The organism is Cupriavidus sp. GW823-FHT07A04, from assembly GCF_058794615.1.
Window position 1 is genome coordinate 170,674 of the sequence record NZ_JBXAHA010000016.1, and the last position, 16,942, is coordinate 187,615.

Consider the following 16,942-nt stretch of genomic DNA (forward strand, 5'->3'; position numbering starts at 1 on the left):
TGGTCTGAAGACGGCGAGGAAGTCCTCGACGTGCCACAGTCCGCGCTAATCTTGGCGTTCGCACCTCACACGACGTTGCCACCACCGAAACAGGCGGTAGACGTCAAAGAAGAAGCCATCAAGTGGACGATGCCAGACGACCCTGATCGCTTTGGCGATTACGCGTAGCAAGTACGCCTAAGTGCCCAAAGCAAAAGGCCCGCGAGGCTGAACCTGGCGGGCTGCAAAAAAGCAAAAAGCCCGCTTGCGCGGGCTTTGGACGTAATTCGCAGGTGTATCGAATACGAGCCATTTTTGTGCACGATTTGCACATTGTCAAGAAAAACTCGGAAAACGGCCCTACGCAGCCTCCTCGACGCCGACCATCCGCGCGGCCTTCAGGCGACCGTCAATCGCCATCCAGGCGACCGCCTCAACGCCCGGCGCCGCGTTCAGACCCTTGCGGCCCTTCTCCCCTTCGATCCACAGCTTCAGCTTCGCGTTCTGGTCGCTAACCGTGTTGCGGTGCGCGCCGCACGCCTCGGCGATGTCGGCCAGATTGACCTTCACCCCAAAGATCTTTTCCAGGATCGACCGGCGCACGCGGTAGTGCGAGAACGACCCGGACAGCTGCTGCATGGCGCGCTCGGTCAGCCAGACGATGGCGTCAGCCCACTCCTTGTTGGGCAGCTGCCCGCTGCAGCATGGCCGGGTGCACTCGCACGGCACGTCGCGCGGCGCAACGCGCGCGGTCAGCACGGCCTGGTGCAGATCGGGCAGCGTACCCAATTCTCGACGGATCATGCCGGCCTGCGCCGCGCCATCGACGCCGACAAGCCCCTTGCCGGATCCGATCTGCGGCGTCATGGCCTTGTTCATCGCCGACGCCTGGTACTGCTGCCCGGAAAAGTTGAACGCGAACACGAGCGCCGCGTGAGAGCTATCGAACAGGCGTTCTTCGGTCATGGTTTCCCCAGTCAATTTCATTCCTTCAAGCCGCTTGTAGCGGCAGTTGTTCCACGCTGACGCACACACCGGGCGCGGTGCTGTAGCGCTTGCTGATGCGGTACTCGACCGCCTGGGCGTCGTCGACCCAGACGATGCCGTTCATGCCGTCCTTGACCGCCTTGAGCACGTTGTCGGCGTCCGGCTTCTTCGTCGCTGCCACCTGTCCAGCCGCGGCCAGCTGCTGGCGCTTCTTCGACCAGCTGCTCGGGATCTGCAGGTTGATGTCCAGCCACAGCTCCACCGGTCCCTCGATGGGCGGCTTACCGGCCATGGCGGCGGTAGCGGCCAGCTTGACGAGGTTCTCGTAGCGTGCGGTCGGCTCGGGGGTGTAGGTCCGCACGAACCCACCCTGGCGCGAGAACTTGGGGCGCCCCTTGGCCACCGGCTGCCCGGGCACCGAGAACTCAACGCGGCGCAGCGGCGTGCCGGCGAACAGCGATGTCGTCATGTCCGGTTCCTTTCCGCCCAACGGGCTGTAACCTCGTTCTCGATCTCCGTCGCCATGGTGTCGCCGTCGCGCCGGCGCCAGTAGTCGATCCATGCGCGCCGGATCTCGACGTGGGGCATTTTCAGCAGGAAGCGCACGCGGCAGCAGACGTGGTTGAAGTCGAGGCGGCCGCCCTTGGCCCTGCACAGGTCGCACTGCTCGAGCTGATTCATGCGGCCACCTGCCCCGGCGTCACGCCGTGAAAAAATCGGTACACGACCTCGAACTCGTTCGGGTTCATCCGCTCGGCCTTGCTGACCTCGCGCTCGACCAGCTGCAGGTCACCCGAAGCCTTGATGACCCGCCGGCGGAACCAGATCGGGTGCTCGTCGGCGCGCTGCGGCGCAAGCTGCAGCTCGTCGGCCTTGGCCTGCACGCCCTCGGGAGTTTCGTCCCAGCCGGCCGCCGGCGGCGCAGTGCGCAGCTCGGCCAGCGCCTCGTCCACGAACGGCTCAAGGAACCCAGGGTGCACCGGCCCAGGGTCCTGATCGGCCGTCCGTCGCGCGCACGCGAGGGCATGAGCCCGGAGCAACACGGGCATGGCGATGCGGCGGTCCGCAAGCCGGAGCAACGCCTCGTGCGCGCGCGAGGACAGGGCGACAGTTTTGCCCCGCTCGGCTTCCAGCTGCACCAGGTGGTTTCCGATTTCATCGGCGGAAAGCGGCGGCGGCGATGCCGAGTTATCCACAGGGCCACCCACGGTTGAGTCACAGTCGCCGCCGCTATGCTTTTGGTTATTGGGTAGTGGGGAGTGGTTACCCATGACAGGTGCCATGACAGAATCCGTGACCTGTTGTGACATGTCACGCTTTTCAGGTGTGACAGGCCGTGACGGGTAGCGTGACAGAAGCGCCTCTAGCTCCTTCATCGGGGTGTTATATGGCGGGACCACGCCATGACCGGCAAGCGCTTCGAACATCGTCTTCCGACGCTCGCGTGACCTGCGCTGCCGTTCCCGGTTGCCCTCCTTGGTGTTCTTCTTCTCAGGCTGCTCGGGGCGGTCCCAGTACTCGGCCAGGATCTCCATGGCGCGTTTCTGCACGAGGCCCTCATCGGTGCGCTCAAAGAACTTGCCGACCACGTAGTCGACGGCCTTGCGCTCCGTCGCGCTTGTAGCGCGCGCCATGCGATAGACCTCCTTCCGGTCCAGCGGCAACGGCTTCTCTGTCTGGTAGAGCTGATCGAGCAGGCGGCCATACGCGCCATCCTCGAGCATTGACAGACCCACCGTGTCGCGGATGTAATCGCCAATGTGGCGCTCGTAGTAATTCATGCTGCTCTCGCAATCGCAGGCAATGGCTGCTCTGCTGTATCCAGGGCCAAGCGCATGCGATCTAGCAAATCACGCAGGCGTCGCACCTCGGCATCCTCTTCCAGCCGGCGTGCTGCTGCGTGCGCGGCGTTGGTAATCTCAAACGTTCTGGCGTCGGGCTGAAGGCCCAGCGCCTGCGCCAGCTCGGCGCGCGCGCCATCAATCCGCGCTGCGTCTCGCTCGGCGTTCTTGCGCGCGTCGTCCAGGGTCTTGCGGTACTCGGCCTCGGCCGCCTTTGCGCTCTTGTTCAGGCTCTCGGTCGCGGACTCGTAGCGGTACCGCGCGGCGCGCCGGTCGTGCAGCAGCCGCGACACTTCCTTGCCGAGGCGCTGCTCGACGCGATGGATCAGCGAGTACTCGTCAGCCACATCGGCGAACCGCAGCTTCACTTGGCGCTCAAGCCCGTCGATGAGCAGCTTGATCCAGGCCTCCAGCGGCAAGTTCTCGACCGGGCGAAGCGTGGGCGCCTTGGCGGCACGCCAGCCGGCCTCGCTGCGCAGCAGCAGGCCGCAGCCCTCGGGAATATCGCCCTTGGTGATCAGCCCGGCCGGCGCGGCAAAGGTCACGCCAGCGGCATAGCGCAGGTAGCTCTGCCACTTGCCGGCAGTCACGTCGCGGCGGAAGTCGGCCACGGAGATCTTGACCTCGTAGGCCAGCGGCGTGAAGCGGGTGAAGCTGAACGGCAAGCTGTAGGCGTCGGGCCGCGGCGATCCGACTGGGCCCATCTGCATGTTCGTCCAGACCATACGCTGGGTCTTCTCGCGCAGGTACTGCGCCAGGTCTTCCTGCAGGGCGTCGTGGGTCCAGGTCATGCAAGCAACCTCAACTGTGAAACTTCTCGCTCCAGGGCGGCCGAGCAGGAAGGGTTCAGCCACACCACCTCCGTGCGCGATCGACCACCGTCTGCCATGTGGCGCCGTTCGTGCCTCTCCCAATCCGGGTAAAGCTCGGTGTCGTAGAGCTCGCTCGGATAGCCGGAAAGAACCACCATCGAGCCAGACTCGCGGAGTACTGCGGCCAGTTTGCGGTGGTCGTCGTCGGTCATTTCGTGCCGGTACCCGTGCGTTTTCGCCGACCGGCCCTGAATGGCAGACCTGGTGCTGTGCGCGTAGGGCGGGTCGGCGTAGATCAGCGTGCCAGGGTTGTCCATCCGCACGATCACCTCGAGCGCGTCGCGGTTCTCCGGCAGTACTCCCTGCAATCGGCGGGTGAAAGACGGAATAGCGTCCGGCCATCGCATCCACTCGGCGGACGGCAGGCCGCGCCCTTCAGTCAACTTCGATCGGAATCCGGTACGGCATCCCCGCGTCGCACTGTCGCTGCCATGGCCGAAAAAGGAACGCACGATCAGCTTGTGCGCACCGTCGATGTCGTCGACGGCCGGCTCATAGGACCAGTCGAATTCCTCGCGCGAGAATGGCGTCAGCAGTACGCGCCGCTGCAACTCGAGCGCTTTGTCTTGGTTGCGCAGCACGCGGAACACGTTGACCACCTGCCCGTCGAGGTCGTTGTAGCACTCAGCCGACACACGCTCTTTCTGCAGCAGGATCCCGGCGCCACCGCCAAACGGCTCCACATAGCAGGTATGGGCCGGGAAGAATCTCAGGACCCAGGGCGCGAGACGAAACTTGCTGCCGTGATACCGCAGAACGGGGCGCGTAACTGGCGAAGAACTGGCAGCGCTCACGCGTGGACCTCGTCGCAAACCTCATCCTCAACCGGCACGCCGCTGATCGGGCGCAGGTCGGCGTCGTAGCAGTCGAACTCAGTGTCCATGCCTGACACCCACGGCTTGTCTGCGTCCATGACGCGCAGCGGCGCGCCGGCCGTCTCGCACAACCAGGCTGAGCCATCAGTGATCCAGCGGCCCGGACCAAGCACCCGAACGATGTGGCCGAGATTCTCGGGATAGGGGTCGCGCGCGATGTAGGCGAGATCCCCAGGTTTGCAGTTCATCAAACATCCTCCTCGGGCGGGTCGGCCCAGCCGACCATCAGCTTCGCCTGGTAGCGCGTGTAGCCCTCCTCGAGGAGGTCGCGGTACCGCTCATAGTCAGCGTCGATGCCGGGATAGTGGCAACCCGCACACCACCGCGAGCCGTACACCTGCACTTCCTTCCGGCACTTGTAGCAATGCCCGTGACTCGTGCTCATGCCGGCCTCGCAATCCGCACGTACTTCAGCGGGCAGTGCGGCGCGGTGTGGCTGCTGCTTCCGCAGTTGGCGCAACGCAGATCGGCTTTCATGCCTCACCCCTCATGCGCCGCGCAGCGATGGCGGTATCCATCACGATCTTCTGCTGGTGGCCGTCGATAGTGGCAATCACCTCCAGGCCGGTGTAGTTGCCCATCCAGCCCAACCACTTCACGGTGGATGCGTCCAGGGTGACAGCCATCCCCTTCTCTTTGAACTGGCGCCGCGCGGCGCCAAGGATGCGCGCGGCGGTATCGGGCCGGCGCTTCTTGCCGACGAAGTGCTCTTGGAACGCGGCGCCCATGATGAAACGCACGGTGGCGAAGCGCTTGCTGAATTGGTCGTGTTGCGGGTTCATTTCCGGTTCCCCTCGTTATCCCAGTCGCGCCCGAGCAGCTTCGTGTGGTCCAGCGCCGCGTAAGGCCACTCGACCACCGCGGCGCGCATCGTGGGCGCGTGCTCGCGCTTGCGCATGGATACGAAATAGCGATTCAGGATCGCGGCCTCGCGCTCTGCCGCGTCCTTCGACGGTGCGGGAACGATGTCGTCCGGCCCCTCGATGTGGATCGCCCACAAGGTGTCAGCGCAGCTCATCGCCCCACTCCCATGGATATCGCCACCATCAGGGCCAGCACCACCAGCACCCAGCCGTTGCACAGGTCGTCCATCACTGCCGCCCTCCCCTCTGGTACTTGTCGATCGCCCCACGCAGCTTCGCGCGGGCCTTGGTGAGCTGGCTCTGTGCCGCATTCACCACGGCGATAGAAGCCTCGACACGGTCATCGCGAATCGGCCCGTGCGGGCCCTCCTGCGGATACCAATCAGCGATTTCCTCGCGGTAGCGCAGCAGCTCCACGGCGCGCGCGGCCTTGGCCGCATTGCGAACGCGAAGTTTGGTCTGGACGTCGATGGCCAACTGGCCGATCTCGCTCAACATCACGCGCCCCCCAGTCCCTTCTTGGCCAGACAGCGCAGCGCCTCGTACTCTTCGCGCGGCACGCAGACGACGCTGGCGTCGCCGGGCGCGACGACGTCCAGCTCGAGTACTTCGAGCAGCTGGCAAATCTTTGCGAACGACAGGCTGTGCCCGCTGTTGTTCAGGAAGCGCGAGAAGTTCGTCGGCTCGACGCCGATCAGCTCTGCGACGCGCTTCTGGGTCATGGGAGCAACGCGGTTCAAAACCATCGATTCCAGGCTAGGCATGCGGTGCTCCCGTGTGCATTAACCGTTCCATAAGATTCAATCCAACGAGACAACGCAGCTGGCGCGCCGAGGCCGCCGGCAGGAAAAGGGAAAAATGGGAAACGGATGCCATCACCGAGCGCCCCAGCAGGAAGCGGCCCGGCCGGCGCGTGCGCGCCTGCTTCGGTCATGTGCAGCCATCTGCGTACGTCGCAGCATGGTGATTCCCCCGGTCGGGCCGCAGCCCGTTCAGTTGTGGTACGCCGAGAGGCGCAGCAAAGGTCGAATTGGTCGGGTCGCTTTTAAGCGGCCTCGGGATGGTCTTCGTGGGTGGCGGCCTTTGGCTTTCGCGGCCGCTTCGGCGGCGCATCCCTCGGCGCGCCGACGCGCGACGCTCGCACGAAGGCCCAGTCGACCCTGTCGTTCAATTCCTCGCATGTCACTGCGCCGCCCGTGATGCGCTCGATCACCGGGCATTGCTCGGCAGAGATCGGGCGCTTCCCGGCGATCCATTGATAGACGAGCCCTTGGGAGACCCCGAGCAGCTTGGCAAAGGCCGCCTGGCTGGTCTTGGTCGAGTCGAGGTATTCGGCGAGTTTCATAAACACAATACTAGCATAGCTAGTGACAAAAGGAATAGCTATGCTCGTTGTGGAATCTAATAGCATTGCTAAACTCGCGCGCATGACGCGAGCAAGTAACTCCCTGGAGCAGTGGCAAGTCGAAGACTCCGTTCGACTGAAGGCGCTATACAACGAACGCAAGGGCGGGTTGAGCCAGGAGGAGTTCGGCAGCCGGTTCGAAATCGGCAGTCAGGGCATGGTCTGGCAGTACCTAAACGCGCGCCGCCCACTGAACATCAAAGCCGCGACCGGCTTTGCTCGGGGCCTGGGGATTGACGTCGACGCGTTCAGCCCCCGCTTGGCGGAAGAGATCCGGCGCGCATCGAGCTCCATCACCGAAGCCGTCCCAGTCCCCTCTGCTAGTTCGCTGGACTCGGGGCGCCCTGTCGACCGGCTGACTCTTGTTATGGCTGAGCAGCAGCTCGACCCAGCGGCTCTCGCCAAGGTACTGGGCGTCGAGGCGGCCGTCGTTCGTGCCTGGCTCGAGGGCGACGGCACTAAGCTTCCTCTTCATCACATCGTGAAGTTGCAGGAGACGTACGGTTACAGCCCGAAGTGGCTAGCGAATGGCAAGGGCGATAGCAAGCTTTCCGGCCAAATCGAGCCAGAGCTCGACGAACCTAGCCTCGCCTTCGACATAGTAGAAATCCCCCCAAACAGCTTCCGGCGCATCCCAGTGGTTGGCATGGCACAACTCGGCGACAACGGCCACTTCTCGGACATCGAGTATCCAGTCGGCCACGGCGATGGCTTTCTCACGTTCCCCACGAACGATCCCGACGCCTATGGGCTTCGATGCAATGGCGATTCCATGCGCCCGCGCATCAAGCACAACGAATTTGTCGTGATCGAGCCGAACCGCGCAATTACCAACGGCGACGAGGTCCTGGTGAAGTCCCAGGACGGCCGCGTCATGGTCAAGGAACTGGCCTATGTCCGCGACGGTGTCGTGCACTTGTCATCTGTGAACGAGCGCCACGGCATGCTACGGATTCCGCAAGACCAGGTCGATCGGATGCACTATGTCGGCGGCATTGTGAAGGCGTCGGCTTGGCGGCCGGACTAACGGAGGGGACCCCATGAGAACCGTTCTTGCTTCGCTGCTGCTGGTGGCGACTGCCTCTGCGAACGCTCAAGCCACGATTCAGACCGCCCCGGGCCCAGGCGGCAATACCCGGATCATGACCCCCTGGGGGGACTACGTAGCGGTCATGCAGGCCGGCACTCTCTTCGTGATCCCCGAGGCGGACTACGCGAAAGGGCTGATTAAGGATTTCGCCAGGAAGAACAACCAAGAGGAAGTGAATCTGGTTGGGGTGGGAAAGACCTACGTCAGTAGGAATAGCGTGACCGTACAGGTCGGCGCAGTGAAGCTCCGAGAGGTATCCGAGTCCATCGTGATCGGGGTACCGGCAAACAAGAAGCTCGGCCGGCCGCCCAAGCCGAAGGATTCCGAGTATGTCCAGTTCATGTGGACGCAGCAAGGAACTGGCAAAATCGGCATGACTCTGGCCATCGACGGGCGGACGCTCAAGCCCAATGTGTGCGGCAGCGACATGGGTTTCTTCCACTGCGAGTTCACCGTCTCACATAGCCTGATCCCCAAGCCAGCCACCGCCGTCTTTCTGCAGACCGGCCAAGCTCCAGGCCTTTGGGAGTTGGAGGCGTTGAGCCGGGCGCACCACGATGCTCTCAAGCGCAAGTACGCGGAACTGAAGATGCCTGTCGACAAAGAGGACGCGGCAGATCTTGCAGCGATCAGGAAGATAGATCCATCGATACCTATCAGCATCTCGGATTGAGATCCTACTGCGCTCGGCCTGCGGCCGGCTTAAGTACGGCAGCACCATGCAGCGCCAAGCTAGACTGAGACTCGTGAGAAGAATGGAAAATGGAAGAAGATCGGGAAATAGCAGATGCTGCGCGCAGGTTGTCAATTATCGCGAACGCCCATGTGGAATTGATGGCGCGGCTTCACGATTTGCTCAGCGCGGCCACCAAAGAAATCCGGGAGCGATCGGAAAACGACGAGCCAGCGCAGGAAGATCGATCGCTCGCCGACTTCCTGATTAAGCTAACAAGTGCGTTGGAAGATAGCCTAAACACAACGAAGGGGGCAATTCGTGGGCACGGTGAGTAAATTGGAGGATGCTGTTAGGCGAATTAGCCCACCGAGGCCACCTATTGACGGAGGCGGCGGCGGCGGAGATGATGACGGCATGGAAGCCCGAGTCAAAACCCTCGAAGAGGCAATCGGCGGCGTCAAACAAGACGTCGCTGTTATCCGTTCGAACTATGCGACGCGTGAAGACTTAGCCGGCGTTCGTACGGAAATGCAGGCGCTGAAGGCCGAGCTGCATAAATCTCTTAATGACCAAACCTGGAAGCTGATCGGCGCAGCGGCGGTACTTTCCGCCGCCGTCTATGCGTTCGCCAAGTACGTGCATTAGCGGCCTCCGTTGCCCTCCAGAAACCTGCTTCGGCGGGTTTTTGTTGCCCATTCATCACGGCTTCAGCGCCGCCCTGACCCGCGCATCCAGACCCAGCCGGTAAAGGGTCGCCCCCACGTCCGTCAGCAACACCCTCTCCTTCCCCTGAATAGCCGGATCGGCCAGAAGCACGGCCAGGCCGGCTATCGCATCGTCGATCGGTAGCTCGACTTCTTCATTCAGCGCCAGTTGCTCGAACTGGCGAATCACGTCGTCCGGTTCCATCCCACCTCCCCAGGCTCACCCCAGATCAGTCTAGGCCGACAGCATGACCGCCGCGAGGCGGCTTTTTTTTTCGCCTCGCGCACCACCGGATTCTGGTGCCCGCTATCAAAACTAGCACAGCTATTAAAACAAACAATTGAACGTGACTAGCTTAGCTATTGAAATGAACGACTAGCATCGCTAGTATTCATACACCGCTGAAGTTCGCAGCGGTTCGCCGGAGACAGAAATGACCGCCACCCGCCTTACGCACAACGAATGCCATGGTATCGCCACCCCCCAGGTAATCCGCCTGATGGCTTGGATCGATCTGCACGACCGGCCGGCCCTGACGACCTTCGATGCCGCCGACGGCACGCTGACGGTCACCAGCATCGAGTGCCACAACGGCGTCGCCCGTGAGGTGCAGGAAACCATTCCGGCCACCGTGGCCGCCGCCCGCGACCTGCTCGGCTACTGATCGGGACTGGCCATGACACCCGCCCAAATCCTTAGCCACCTGTCTCCGCAAGAACGGACCGACGCGCTGGCGAAATTCCTGCAGATCGAGAACTTCGATTACTCGGGCATGACCCGCGAGGACCACGACATCGTCCAGCTCGGCCACTACACCGACCTGCACGACGAGTTGGTCGCCAAGGCACGCGCCAGCGTCGAGATGGACCAAGAGCGCGCTACCGAGGCTCGCGTAATGCGCCAAGCCACGCCGAACCACCTTCTGTTCAACGGCACGGGAGTGATGGCGTGACCGCCGACCAGGCCGCGGCGCGCCAAGCCTCGCGCGACAACCTCACCCGCGAACTGGCCGGCGCACTGCAGACCGCGCGCACTTGGCTCAACAGCGACAGGTGGCGCTTCGGCACCGCTGAGCAGCGCGACGCATGGGAAGGCTTCACGAAACACCTCGACGACGTTCTCGCACGGGCAAAGGACCTGGCATGACCACCACCACCGAGTCCCCCAACGCCTACGGCACCACCGCCGAGCTGGCGTTCCTCAAGCACCTGGGCGGCCAGCTGACGCGCAAGGTCCTGCTGCGCAACTACATCGCCGCGGCGCAGCGCCGCACGGTGTGGGGCTCGATCGACAAGTACCGGGTGCTGGGCTACGCCGCGAAGCTGCTGGCCGAAGCCGAGGGCGCCGAGCAACTCGTGGCGAGGGCGGCATGAGCGCACGGCACAACGGCGGCCCGGCGTTCCCATGCGTCGAAGCGAGCCAGAACAACACGACCGGTGAGACCACCGTGCACCAGTGGGGCAGCCCCGGCGTCACGATGCGCGACTACTTCGCCGCGCGCGCGCCGCAAGAGATCCCGGCTTGGTTCCAAGGGCCGGAGGGTCACGTGCTCATTCGCCCGCTGCCTGGCGACCGCATTGTCCCGTGGGCCGATAACTGGCTTCAGGACCCCTGCTACGACCTGGTCGACGTGGTCGAGGACGATGCGCGCGACGAAGCGATCGCGTTCGAGGCCCTCATGCGCGACTTCTGGGCGGCGCAGACGCGCGCAAAGCAGGAACAGGAGATCGCCCGCTACTTCGCATGGCGCTGGCACTACGCGGACCAGATGCTTGCCGCCGGCGCTGCGGAGCTGCAGCAATGATCGCCCGCCTGCGCAAGCTCGCGCGCCACCCGGTCGCCCAGCTGATTGGCCTCTGGATCGGCACCACCGTGGCCATGGCCGCCCTGTTCTGCGTCTACGACGCGGCCCAGGCCAAGCCGAGCCCCATCAAGCCCACCGCTCACCGGAAGCTCACATGATCGCCCGTCCCATCGTCCCCGGCCGCAGCTACCAGGTGCATGGCGCCGGCCTGGATCTGACCGTGCTCGCCACCAACCCAGCCGATGCCATCTGCATCGCCATCGACTTCATCAAGGAACCGCAGCAATGAACATCGTCACCATCCGCGCCAGCTCGCTGGCCGAGTTGTTTGATTGCCCGGCGCGCTGGGAGGCCAAGCACCTGCTCGGCATGCGCATGCCTTCCGGTCCGGGCGCCCACCTAGGCACGTCGATCCATGCCGGCACGGCCGCGTTCGACCAGGCGGAACTGGACGGCCAGCCGATCACCGCTGACGACGCCGCCGGCGCGCTGGTTTCCACGCTGCGGGACAAGAGCGCCGAGGTGGACTGGGAGGACACCAACCCGGCAGAAGCCGAGCGCATCGGCCTGGCGCTGCACGCTCGCTACTGCGCCGAGATCGCGCCGCACCAGCATTACATCGGCGTCGAGGTGGCTTGCGAGCGCCTGGAGATCCCCGAACTGGGCATCGCGCTGACAGGCACCACCGACCGCGTGCGCACCACCGCCGCCGGCGCGGGCATCTCCGATCTGAAATCAGGCGGGCGCGCCGTGGGCGCCGACGGCATCGCCGTAACAGCCGGGCACGGCCCGCAGTTGGGCGTCTATGAGCTGCTCGCCGAGCACGCAGTCGGCATCCCCATCACCGCGCCCGCACAGATCGTCGGGCTGAACACCGGCAAGACGGCCGCCGCGCAGCGCGTCGGCGTGGGCGAGATCGACTCGCCGCGCACGGCCCTGCTGGGCACCGAAGAGAAGCCCGGCCTGCTGCAGCACGCCTCTCGGCTGATTCATTCCGGCGCCTTCTACGGCAACGGCAAATCCGTCCTGTGCTCGCCGAAGTACTGCCCGCGGCACGCCACCTGCCACTACAAGTCCTGACACCTACCGCTGACCGAGACCACGACCATGAACACCGCAACCGCCACCCTTGAACAGATGCGCGCGCCCGCTGTGCGCGAGCCCGCCCCCATCGTCACCATGGGCTTCGGCTCGTCGCAATCCTTCGAACTCATGCAGCGCGCCGCCAACCTGCTGTCGTCGTCCACCCTAGTGCCGGCAGCCTACCGCAAGGTGGTCGAGAAGCTCGACAAGTACGGCAACGTGAAGGAATCGCGCGAGAACCCTAATGCGCTGGCGAACAGCGTCGTGGCGCTCAACATGGCGCAGCGCATGGGCGCCGACCCGCTCATGGTCATGCAGAACCTCTACATCGTCGAGGGCCGTCCGTCCTGGTCGTCGCAGTGGATCATCGCCGCCGTGAACGGCTGCGGCCGCTTCTCGCCGCTGCGCTTCGACATCAAGGTACTCGGCAAGAAGGTTGTCGAGCGTGTCGAGACCGTCTGGGAAAACGGCAACCGCAGCAACGTCGTCAAGAAGGTCGAGATCGTCGACAAGGTGGCCATTGCCTGGGCGGTGGAACGCGAGACCAAAGAGCGCCTGGAATCGCCGCCCGTGACCATCGAGATGGCCGTCAAGGAAGGCTGGTACACGAAGAACGGCAGCAAGTGGCAGACCATGGACGAAGTCATGCTGCGCTACCGCACCGCCAGCTTCTTCGGGAAACTCTACGCGCCCGAGCTGCTGATGGGCCTGCAATCCGTCGAGGAAGCGCAGGACATCATCGACCTCAATCCGGACGGCTCGTACACCGTGGCCAGCACCTCGGTGGAAGAGCTGCGCGGCCGTGCTCGCCCCGCAGATGTTGTCCAACAGGGCGCCACCGATCCGATGAATCCGCAACCCGGCTGGCAGGACGGCGCATATGACGCCGAGCGCAAACCGGCGCAGCCCGAGCGCAAGCAAGCGGCCGCCTCAACCGAAGTCGAAAAACAGGAAGCCGGCAGCGCCCAGCCAGAAGACGAGCCGCCGCTGGATGACGGCCAACAGGTCGACCAGGAAGGGACGACCGACGGCGAAGCCGCCCTCACCTTTCAGGACGTGAACCGCGAGCTGCTGACGGCCAAGACCATCGACGACCTGGACTATGCGCGCAGCCTGATCAAGCAGATCCCCGACGAGAAGGCCAAGGCCACCCTGAACTCGGTAGCGGCGCGCCGCATGCGCGAACTGGCGCCGCCGGATGAGGCCGCCGCCGCTCAGCCTGCCCGCCGTGCACGCGCGCCAATCAACGCCGACTGAACGATCACGGGGGAAAGCGGATGCCACGGAGTCTGCCGCCGACCGGAAGGCGGCGTAGCAAGGCCGGCGGATGCAGCGAGTACCCCACCCCGACACCTGACAGGACACAGAGATGAACCAATCGCCTGAATTCAAGAACACCCTGAACATGACCGCCGGCACGCTGGGCAAGGATCTGCTGTCCGCTCTCGTGTTGGAAATGAAGATGATGCCCGACACCTGGGTGAAGCTGTCGCAGAAGAAGCAGGACGACATCCTCGATCGCCTGCGCAACCGCGTCGACACGTCCGTGAAGATGGCCGTCCACCTGATCGCCAGTCAAGGCCGCACCGTGGTGGTAGGCGACCTAGACAAGGTGACTTTCAAGGGCGGCGCGCAAGCAACGATCAAGATCGGCAAGTCGGCGCCCAACCTGCACGGCCTGGTCGATGCCGAGGGCCAGGCCGTGATGCTTGTCCTGAGTGGCGACAACGAATTCACCGACGGCATGGATGAAGTGCGCGGCGAATCCGACCAGCGCGCCTTTGACCTCGGCAAGGAATACACCGACGGCGATGGTGACGGCATGCCCGGTACCGACGGCGCCCCTGCCGACGACAACGTGGTCGACGCCACCTTCACCGAAACGCCGCTGGCGATCGAGCAGCAGCCCCTGCGGGAAGAGCTCGAAGCCGCGCACGAGGCCGGTCACAAGGCTGCCAGCGAAGGCAAGCCCGAAAGCGACTGCCCGAAGATCGCCGGCCAGCTCTGCATCGCCTGGGTCAAGGGCTGGAAGCGTTGGCACGAAGAGCAGGCCGGTGCCGATCCGCTTTACGACCAGGTCGTGGCCTTCGTGGTCGAAAAGCAGAAGGTGAGCATCACCCTCATCCAGCGCCACTTCAAGATTGGCTACAACCGCGCCGGCCGCCTGATCGAGCAGATGGAAGCCGATGGCGTCGTGAGCTCGCCGGACCTCGAAGGCCACCGCAACGTGCTGCGCACCACCGAAGAACAGGAGTAACTCGCCATGCGCATCACCGCCATCCACGCCCGTAACTTCCTCGGCATCCGGGCAGCCGACATCATCCCGGCCACGCCGGTGACCCTAATCTGCGGGCCTAACGGCGCGGGCAAAAGCTCGATCCAAGAGGCCGTCCGCATGGCGCTCACCGAGGAAACCGTGCGCGTGGGCCTGAAGAAGGAATACGGCAAGCTGCTGCGCGATGGAACCGAATCCGGCTCGATTGTGGTTTCCGTTGGCCCACAGGCAAACAGCATCGTGCTGCCCTCCGGCAAGGCCACCAAGGGCATTCCCACCGACACTCGCACGCCGTTCGTGCTGGATGCCCAGCGCTTCGCCCGCATGGATGTGAAAGAGCGCCGCGCGTTCCTGTTCGACCTGATGGGCCTCAAGATTGGCACCGACCAGGTGCGCGAGCGCCTCGTGGCGCGCGGCTGCAACGCCAAGAAGATCGAGGCCGTGCTGCCGCTGGTGCGCGCCGGCTTCGACGCGGCCGCCAAGGAAGCCGGCGGCAAGGCCACTGCGGCCAAGGGCGCCTGGCGCGAGCTGACCGGCGAGACCTACGGCAGCGTCAAGGCGGCCAGCTGGGTCGCCCCAGTGCCCGCCGGCGCCGAGGATCCGGCCGAGCTGGCCAGCCTGATCTCCGAGTCCGAAGACACCATCAAGGTCCTGTCCACCGAGGCCGGCGAGCTGCAGCGCCAGCTGGGCGAGATCGACGCAGCGGCGCGTCAGCGCCAGCAACGCGCCAGCCAAATCGCAGACCTGCGCGCCAAGGCCGAGCTGCTGCCCAAGGCACAGGACACCGCGGCCCGCGCGCTGGCCGAGCGCGACGCGTTCCTGCCCAAGGTGGCCGCCCTGCGCGACGCCGCCGGCGGCAAAGTAGCGGGCATGCCCTGCACCTGCCCGGACTGCGGCGCCATGCTGCTCTTCCTGGCCGGCCAACTCGCCAAGTACGAGCCGGCACAGATCGACCCGGAGGCCGCCGGCCGCCTGCCCGAGTACGAGCGCAGCCTGACCGTGCTGGAAAACGCGCTGAAGAGCCGCATCACCGAGCGCGACGCCGCCGACACCGCGGCGAAGCAGCTGCGCCTGCTGCAGGACCAGGCAGCTGGCGAGGCCACCGACAGTGCCGACGACGTGGAGCGTCAGGCCATCGCGAGCCGGCTGGAAGCCATCCAGGGCAGCATCACCCAGTTCGGCAAGGATCTGGACGCCGCCCGCGCTTCGCAGCGCGCAGCCGCCCAGGCCGGCGAGATCACCAAGCGGGCCGGCCAGCACCACGCCGACGTGGCCGCGTGGGATGCGCTTGCCGAAGCCCTCGGCCCCAGCGGCATCCCCGCCGACCTGCTGTCTGAGGCGCTGGACCCCATCAACGAGCGCCTGGCAGCCGCTGCCAACCTGTCCGAATGGTTCCGGGTCGGCATCGAGAAGGACATGACCATCGCCGCCGGTGACGGCCGACCCTACGCCTTGCTCTCCGAGTCCGAGAAGTGGCGCGCCGACGCGATGATCGCCTATGCCATCGGCGCCCTGACCGGCCTGCGCCTGCTGGTCCTGGACCGCGCGGACGTGCTGATCGGGCCGGAGCGCGACCGCCTGCTGTATTGGCTCGACGACCTGGCCGCCACCGATGCGATCGACACCGCGCTGATCTTCATGAGCCTCAAGTCGCCCCCGGGCGCGCTGCCCGAGTCGATCACCTCGTTCTGGATCGCCGACCACGAAGTCGGGACCGTCAGGGAGGCCGCGTGATGGTGAGCACGGCACAAATGATTACCCGGTTGGAAGGGCTGCTGGGCACCAAGGACCTCAACGACTGGGAAGCCAGCTTCGTGCGCGCGCTGGCGGCACGCATGCACGCCGGCGAGGTGACGAAGCTCACCGGCAACCAGGTCGACAAGCTGGACGAACTGCATGGGAGGCACTTCTCGTGAACACGGCACCGCAACGCCGGATCATCCGGATGCCTGAGGTCCGCACTCTAGTCGGCCTGAGCGAGGGCGCCATCCACGAACGGATCAGGGAAAAGAAGTTTCCTTCCCCGATTAAGCTCGGCCGCGCAAGCGGGTGGATCGAGGAAGAGATCCAGGCGTGGATCGACGCGCAGATCAAAGCCACGCGTGGAGATCACTGATGCCGCGCGCCATGAAATTCACTCGCAAGTCGGTGCTGACCTATCTGCAGGAACGCACGGGCCAGCGCTTCACACCGACGCAGATCGCGAACAACTTCAAGCGCAGCACAGCCGAGGCGCGCGAGGTGCTGGACGACCTGCACGAAAACGAGCTGATCCGCAGCGGCGTCGACGGCACCACCCGCGTGTTCTTCGTCGCCGCGCCGGGCGGCAGCGAGCCCCGCCCCGAACGCATCGTTGGCCGCGGCGAGCTCAAGGGCTGGGAAGCCGGCCTGCGCCGCTTTGAGGCGCTTTGCATGACCGCGCGGCGCTGAGACAGACGCCGAGAGAACAGCAGCACCAACCACCGCTACCCCCACAGGAACGACATC

General features: G+C 64.7%; 32 protein-coding genes. 18 read left to right on the plus strand and 14 right to left on the minus strand.

What is annotated here, in order from left to right:
* Positions 1-339 precede the first annotated feature (339 nt).
* From AC1Q7Q_RS26745 to AC1Q7Q_RS26805, 13 genes are all read right to left on the minus strand, one after another.
* Positions 340-945: a DNA-binding protein gene (locus AC1Q7Q_RS26745; RefSeq protein ID WP_492370743.1), complete on the minus strand. Its 606-nt coding sequence runs from the start codon at positions 943-945 to the stop codon at positions 340-342.
* A gap of 25 nt (positions 946-970) precedes the next feature.
* A complete protein-coding gene (locus AC1Q7Q_RS26750; RefSeq protein ID WP_492370744.1) occupies positions 971-1,435 on the minus strand; it encodes a RusA family crossover junction endodeoxyribonuclease in 465 nt (154 codons plus the stop codon).
* On the minus strand, positions 1,432-1,647 hold the full coding sequence (locus tag AC1Q7Q_RS26755; protein ID WP_492370745.1) for a hypothetical protein: 216 nt from the start codon (positions 1,645-1,647) through the stop codon (positions 1,432-1,434). The genes AC1Q7Q_RS26750 and AC1Q7Q_RS26755 overlap by 4 nt, the downstream gene beginning before the upstream one ends.
* Positions 1,644-2,747: a YdaU family protein gene (locus AC1Q7Q_RS26760; protein ID WP_492370746.1), complete on the minus strand. Its 1,104-nt coding sequence runs from the start codon at positions 2,745-2,747 to the stop codon at positions 1,644-1,646. Before AC1Q7Q_RS26760 ends, AC1Q7Q_RS26755 begins: the two co-directional genes overlap by 4 nt.
* The gene (locus AC1Q7Q_RS26765; protein ID WP_492370747.1) at positions 2,744-3,598 is read right to left on the minus strand and encodes a hypothetical protein; all 855 of its coding nucleotides are present in this window, start codon (positions 3,596-3,598) and stop codon (positions 2,744-2,746) included. Before AC1Q7Q_RS26765 ends, AC1Q7Q_RS26760 begins: the two co-directional genes overlap by 4 nt.
* Positions 3,595-4,473, minus strand: a complete 879-nt coding sequence (locus AC1Q7Q_RS26770; RefSeq protein ID WP_492370748.1) for a DNA adenine methylase — start codon at positions 4,471-4,473, stop codon at positions 3,595-3,597. Before AC1Q7Q_RS26770 ends, AC1Q7Q_RS26765 begins: the two co-directional genes overlap by 4 nt.
* Entirely contained in the window at positions 4,470-4,742 is a 273-nt protein-coding gene (locus AC1Q7Q_RS26775; RefSeq protein WP_492370749.1) for a hypothetical protein, read from the minus strand. Before AC1Q7Q_RS26775 ends, AC1Q7Q_RS26770 begins: the two co-directional genes overlap by 4 nt.
* The gene (locus AC1Q7Q_RS26780; RefSeq protein WP_492370750.1) at positions 4,742-4,939 is read right to left on the minus strand and encodes a hypothetical protein; all 198 of its coding nucleotides are present in this window, start codon (positions 4,937-4,939) and stop codon (positions 4,742-4,744) included. Before AC1Q7Q_RS26780 ends, AC1Q7Q_RS26775 begins: the two co-directional genes overlap by 1 nt.
* 88 nt (positions 4,940-5,027) lie before the next feature.
* Entirely contained in the window at positions 5,028-5,336 is a 309-nt protein-coding gene (locus AC1Q7Q_RS26785; protein ID WP_492370751.1) for a hypothetical protein, read from the minus strand.
* The gene (locus tag AC1Q7Q_RS26790) at positions 5,333-5,572 is read right to left on the minus strand and encodes a PIN domain-containing protein (RefSeq protein ID WP_492370752.1); all 240 of its coding nucleotides are present in this window, start codon (positions 5,570-5,572) and stop codon (positions 5,333-5,335) included. Before AC1Q7Q_RS26790 ends, AC1Q7Q_RS26785 begins: the two co-directional genes overlap by 4 nt.
* A gap of 73 nt (positions 5,573-5,645) precedes the next feature.
* Positions 5,646-5,915, minus strand: a complete 270-nt coding sequence (locus AC1Q7Q_RS26795) for a hypothetical protein (RefSeq protein WP_492370753.1) — start codon at positions 5,913-5,915, stop codon at positions 5,646-5,648.
* A complete protein-coding gene (locus AC1Q7Q_RS26800) occupies positions 5,915-6,181 on the minus strand; it encodes a CII family transcriptional regulator (protein WP_492370754.1) in 267 nt (88 codons plus the stop codon). Before AC1Q7Q_RS26800 ends, AC1Q7Q_RS26795 begins: the two co-directional genes overlap by 1 nt.
* Positions 6,182-6,462: 281 nt before the next feature.
* Positions 6,463-6,762, minus strand: a complete 300-nt coding sequence (locus tag AC1Q7Q_RS26805; RefSeq protein WP_447428677.1) for a helix-turn-helix domain-containing protein — start codon at positions 6,760-6,762, stop codon at positions 6,463-6,465.
* Positions 6,763-6,802: 40 nt separating this feature from the next.
* Here AC1Q7Q_RS26805 and AC1Q7Q_RS26810 point away from each other — a divergent pair, with 40 nt between their 5' ends.
* The 4 genes from AC1Q7Q_RS26810 to AC1Q7Q_RS26825 all read left to right on the plus strand — a co-directional run bounded on the left by AC1Q7Q_RS26810 (position 6,803) and on the right by AC1Q7Q_RS26825 (position 9,233).
* Positions 6,803-7,849 (plus strand): S24 family peptidase, encoded by a 1,047-nt coding sequence (locus AC1Q7Q_RS26810; protein ID WP_492370755.1) that lies wholly within the window; start codon positions 6,803-6,805, stop codon positions 7,847-7,849.
* A gap of 13 nt (positions 7,850-7,862) precedes the next feature.
* Positions 7,863-8,585 (plus strand): hypothetical protein, encoded by a 723-nt coding sequence (locus tag AC1Q7Q_RS26815; RefSeq protein WP_492370756.1) that lies wholly within the window; start codon positions 7,863-7,865, stop codon positions 8,583-8,585.
* A gap of 89 nt (positions 8,586-8,674) precedes the next feature.
* Entirely contained in the window at positions 8,675-8,923 is a 249-nt protein-coding gene (locus tag AC1Q7Q_RS26820; protein WP_492370757.1) for a hypothetical protein, read from the plus strand.
* Between the two features lie 79 nt (positions 8,924-9,002).
* Positions 9,003-9,233: a hypothetical protein gene (locus AC1Q7Q_RS26825; RefSeq protein ID WP_492370758.1), complete on the plus strand. Its 231-nt coding sequence runs from the start codon at positions 9,003-9,005 to the stop codon at positions 9,231-9,233.
* Positions 9,234-9,287: 54 nt separating this feature from the next.
* Here AC1Q7Q_RS26825 and AC1Q7Q_RS26830 read toward each other — a convergent pair whose 3' ends face one another.
* Complete coding sequence (locus tag AC1Q7Q_RS26830) at positions 9,288-9,497, minus strand: hypothetical protein (RefSeq protein WP_492370759.1); 210 nt, start codon at positions 9,495-9,497, stop codon at positions 9,288-9,290.
* 229 nt (positions 9,498-9,726) lie between these two features.
* On the opposite strand from AC1Q7Q_RS26830, the gene AC1Q7Q_RS26835 reads away from it, so the two are divergent.
* From AC1Q7Q_RS26835 to AC1Q7Q_RS26900, 14 genes are all read left to right on the plus strand, one after another.
* Positions 9,727-9,957 carry a hypothetical protein gene (locus AC1Q7Q_RS26835; protein WP_492370760.1) on the plus strand — a complete coding sequence of 77 codons (231 nt, stop codon included), beginning with the start codon at positions 9,727-9,729 and terminating at the stop codon, positions 9,955-9,957.
* Positions 9,958-9,969: 12 nt separating this feature from the next.
* Positions 9,970-10,245 carry a hypothetical protein gene (locus AC1Q7Q_RS26840; RefSeq protein WP_492370761.1) on the plus strand — a complete coding sequence of 92 codons (276 nt, stop codon included), beginning with the start codon at positions 9,970-9,972 and terminating at the stop codon, positions 10,243-10,245.
* Positions 10,242-10,439: a hypothetical protein gene (locus AC1Q7Q_RS26845; RefSeq protein WP_492370762.1), complete on the plus strand. Its 198-nt coding sequence runs from the start codon at positions 10,242-10,244 to the stop codon at positions 10,437-10,439. The genes AC1Q7Q_RS26840 and AC1Q7Q_RS26845 overlap by 4 nt, the downstream gene beginning before the upstream one ends.
* Positions 10,436-10,666: a hypothetical protein gene (locus AC1Q7Q_RS26850; protein ID WP_492370763.1), complete on the plus strand. Its 231-nt coding sequence runs from the start codon at positions 10,436-10,438 to the stop codon at positions 10,664-10,666. Before AC1Q7Q_RS26845 ends, AC1Q7Q_RS26850 begins: the two co-directional genes overlap by 4 nt.
* Positions 10,663-11,097 carry a hypothetical protein gene (locus tag AC1Q7Q_RS26855; RefSeq protein ID WP_492370764.1) on the plus strand — a complete coding sequence of 145 codons (435 nt, stop codon included), beginning with the start codon at positions 10,663-10,665 and terminating at the stop codon, positions 11,095-11,097. Before AC1Q7Q_RS26850 ends, AC1Q7Q_RS26855 begins: the two co-directional genes overlap by 4 nt.
* A complete protein-coding gene (locus AC1Q7Q_RS26860) occupies positions 11,094-11,255 on the plus strand; it encodes a hypothetical protein (RefSeq protein WP_492370765.1) in 162 nt (53 codons plus the stop codon). The genes AC1Q7Q_RS26855 and AC1Q7Q_RS26860 overlap by 4 nt, the downstream gene beginning before the upstream one ends.
* Entirely contained in the window at positions 11,252-11,386 is a 135-nt protein-coding gene (locus tag AC1Q7Q_RS26865; RefSeq protein WP_492370766.1) for a hypothetical protein, read from the plus strand. The genes AC1Q7Q_RS26860 and AC1Q7Q_RS26865 overlap by 4 nt, the downstream gene beginning before the upstream one ends.
* Positions 11,383-12,177 (plus strand): RecB family exonuclease, encoded by a 795-nt coding sequence (locus AC1Q7Q_RS26870; RefSeq protein ID WP_492370767.1) that lies wholly within the window; start codon positions 11,383-11,385, stop codon positions 12,175-12,177. Before AC1Q7Q_RS26865 ends, AC1Q7Q_RS26870 begins: the two co-directional genes overlap by 4 nt.
* Before the next feature lie 27 nt (positions 12,178-12,204).
* Complete coding sequence (locus AC1Q7Q_RS26875) at positions 12,205-13,437, plus strand: hypothetical protein (protein WP_492370768.1); 1,233 nt, start codon at positions 12,205-12,207, stop codon at positions 13,435-13,437.
* 112 nt (positions 13,438-13,549) lie between these two features.
* A complete protein-coding gene (locus AC1Q7Q_RS26880) occupies positions 13,550-14,437 on the plus strand; it encodes a DNA translocase FtsK (RefSeq protein WP_492370769.1) in 888 nt (295 codons plus the stop codon).
* Between the two features lie 6 nt (positions 14,438-14,443).
* Positions 14,444-16,189 (plus strand): AAA family ATPase, encoded by a 1,746-nt coding sequence (locus AC1Q7Q_RS26885; protein ID WP_492370770.1) that lies wholly within the window; start codon positions 14,444-14,446, stop codon positions 16,187-16,189.
* 17 nt (positions 16,190-16,206) lie between these two features.
* A complete protein-coding gene (locus AC1Q7Q_RS26890; RefSeq protein WP_492370771.1) occupies positions 16,207-16,371 on the plus strand; it encodes a hypothetical protein in 165 nt (54 codons plus the stop codon).
* Entirely contained in the window at positions 16,368-16,571 is a 204-nt protein-coding gene (locus AC1Q7Q_RS26895; protein ID WP_043345505.1) for a helix-turn-helix transcriptional regulator, read from the plus strand. The genes AC1Q7Q_RS26890 and AC1Q7Q_RS26895 overlap by 4 nt, the downstream gene beginning before the upstream one ends.
* On the plus strand, positions 16,571-16,885 hold the full coding sequence (locus tag AC1Q7Q_RS26900) for a hypothetical protein (RefSeq protein WP_492370772.1): 315 nt from the start codon (positions 16,571-16,573) through the stop codon (positions 16,883-16,885). The genes AC1Q7Q_RS26895 and AC1Q7Q_RS26900 overlap by 1 nt, the downstream gene beginning before the upstream one ends.
* Positions 16,886-16,942 lie beyond the last annotated feature (57 nt).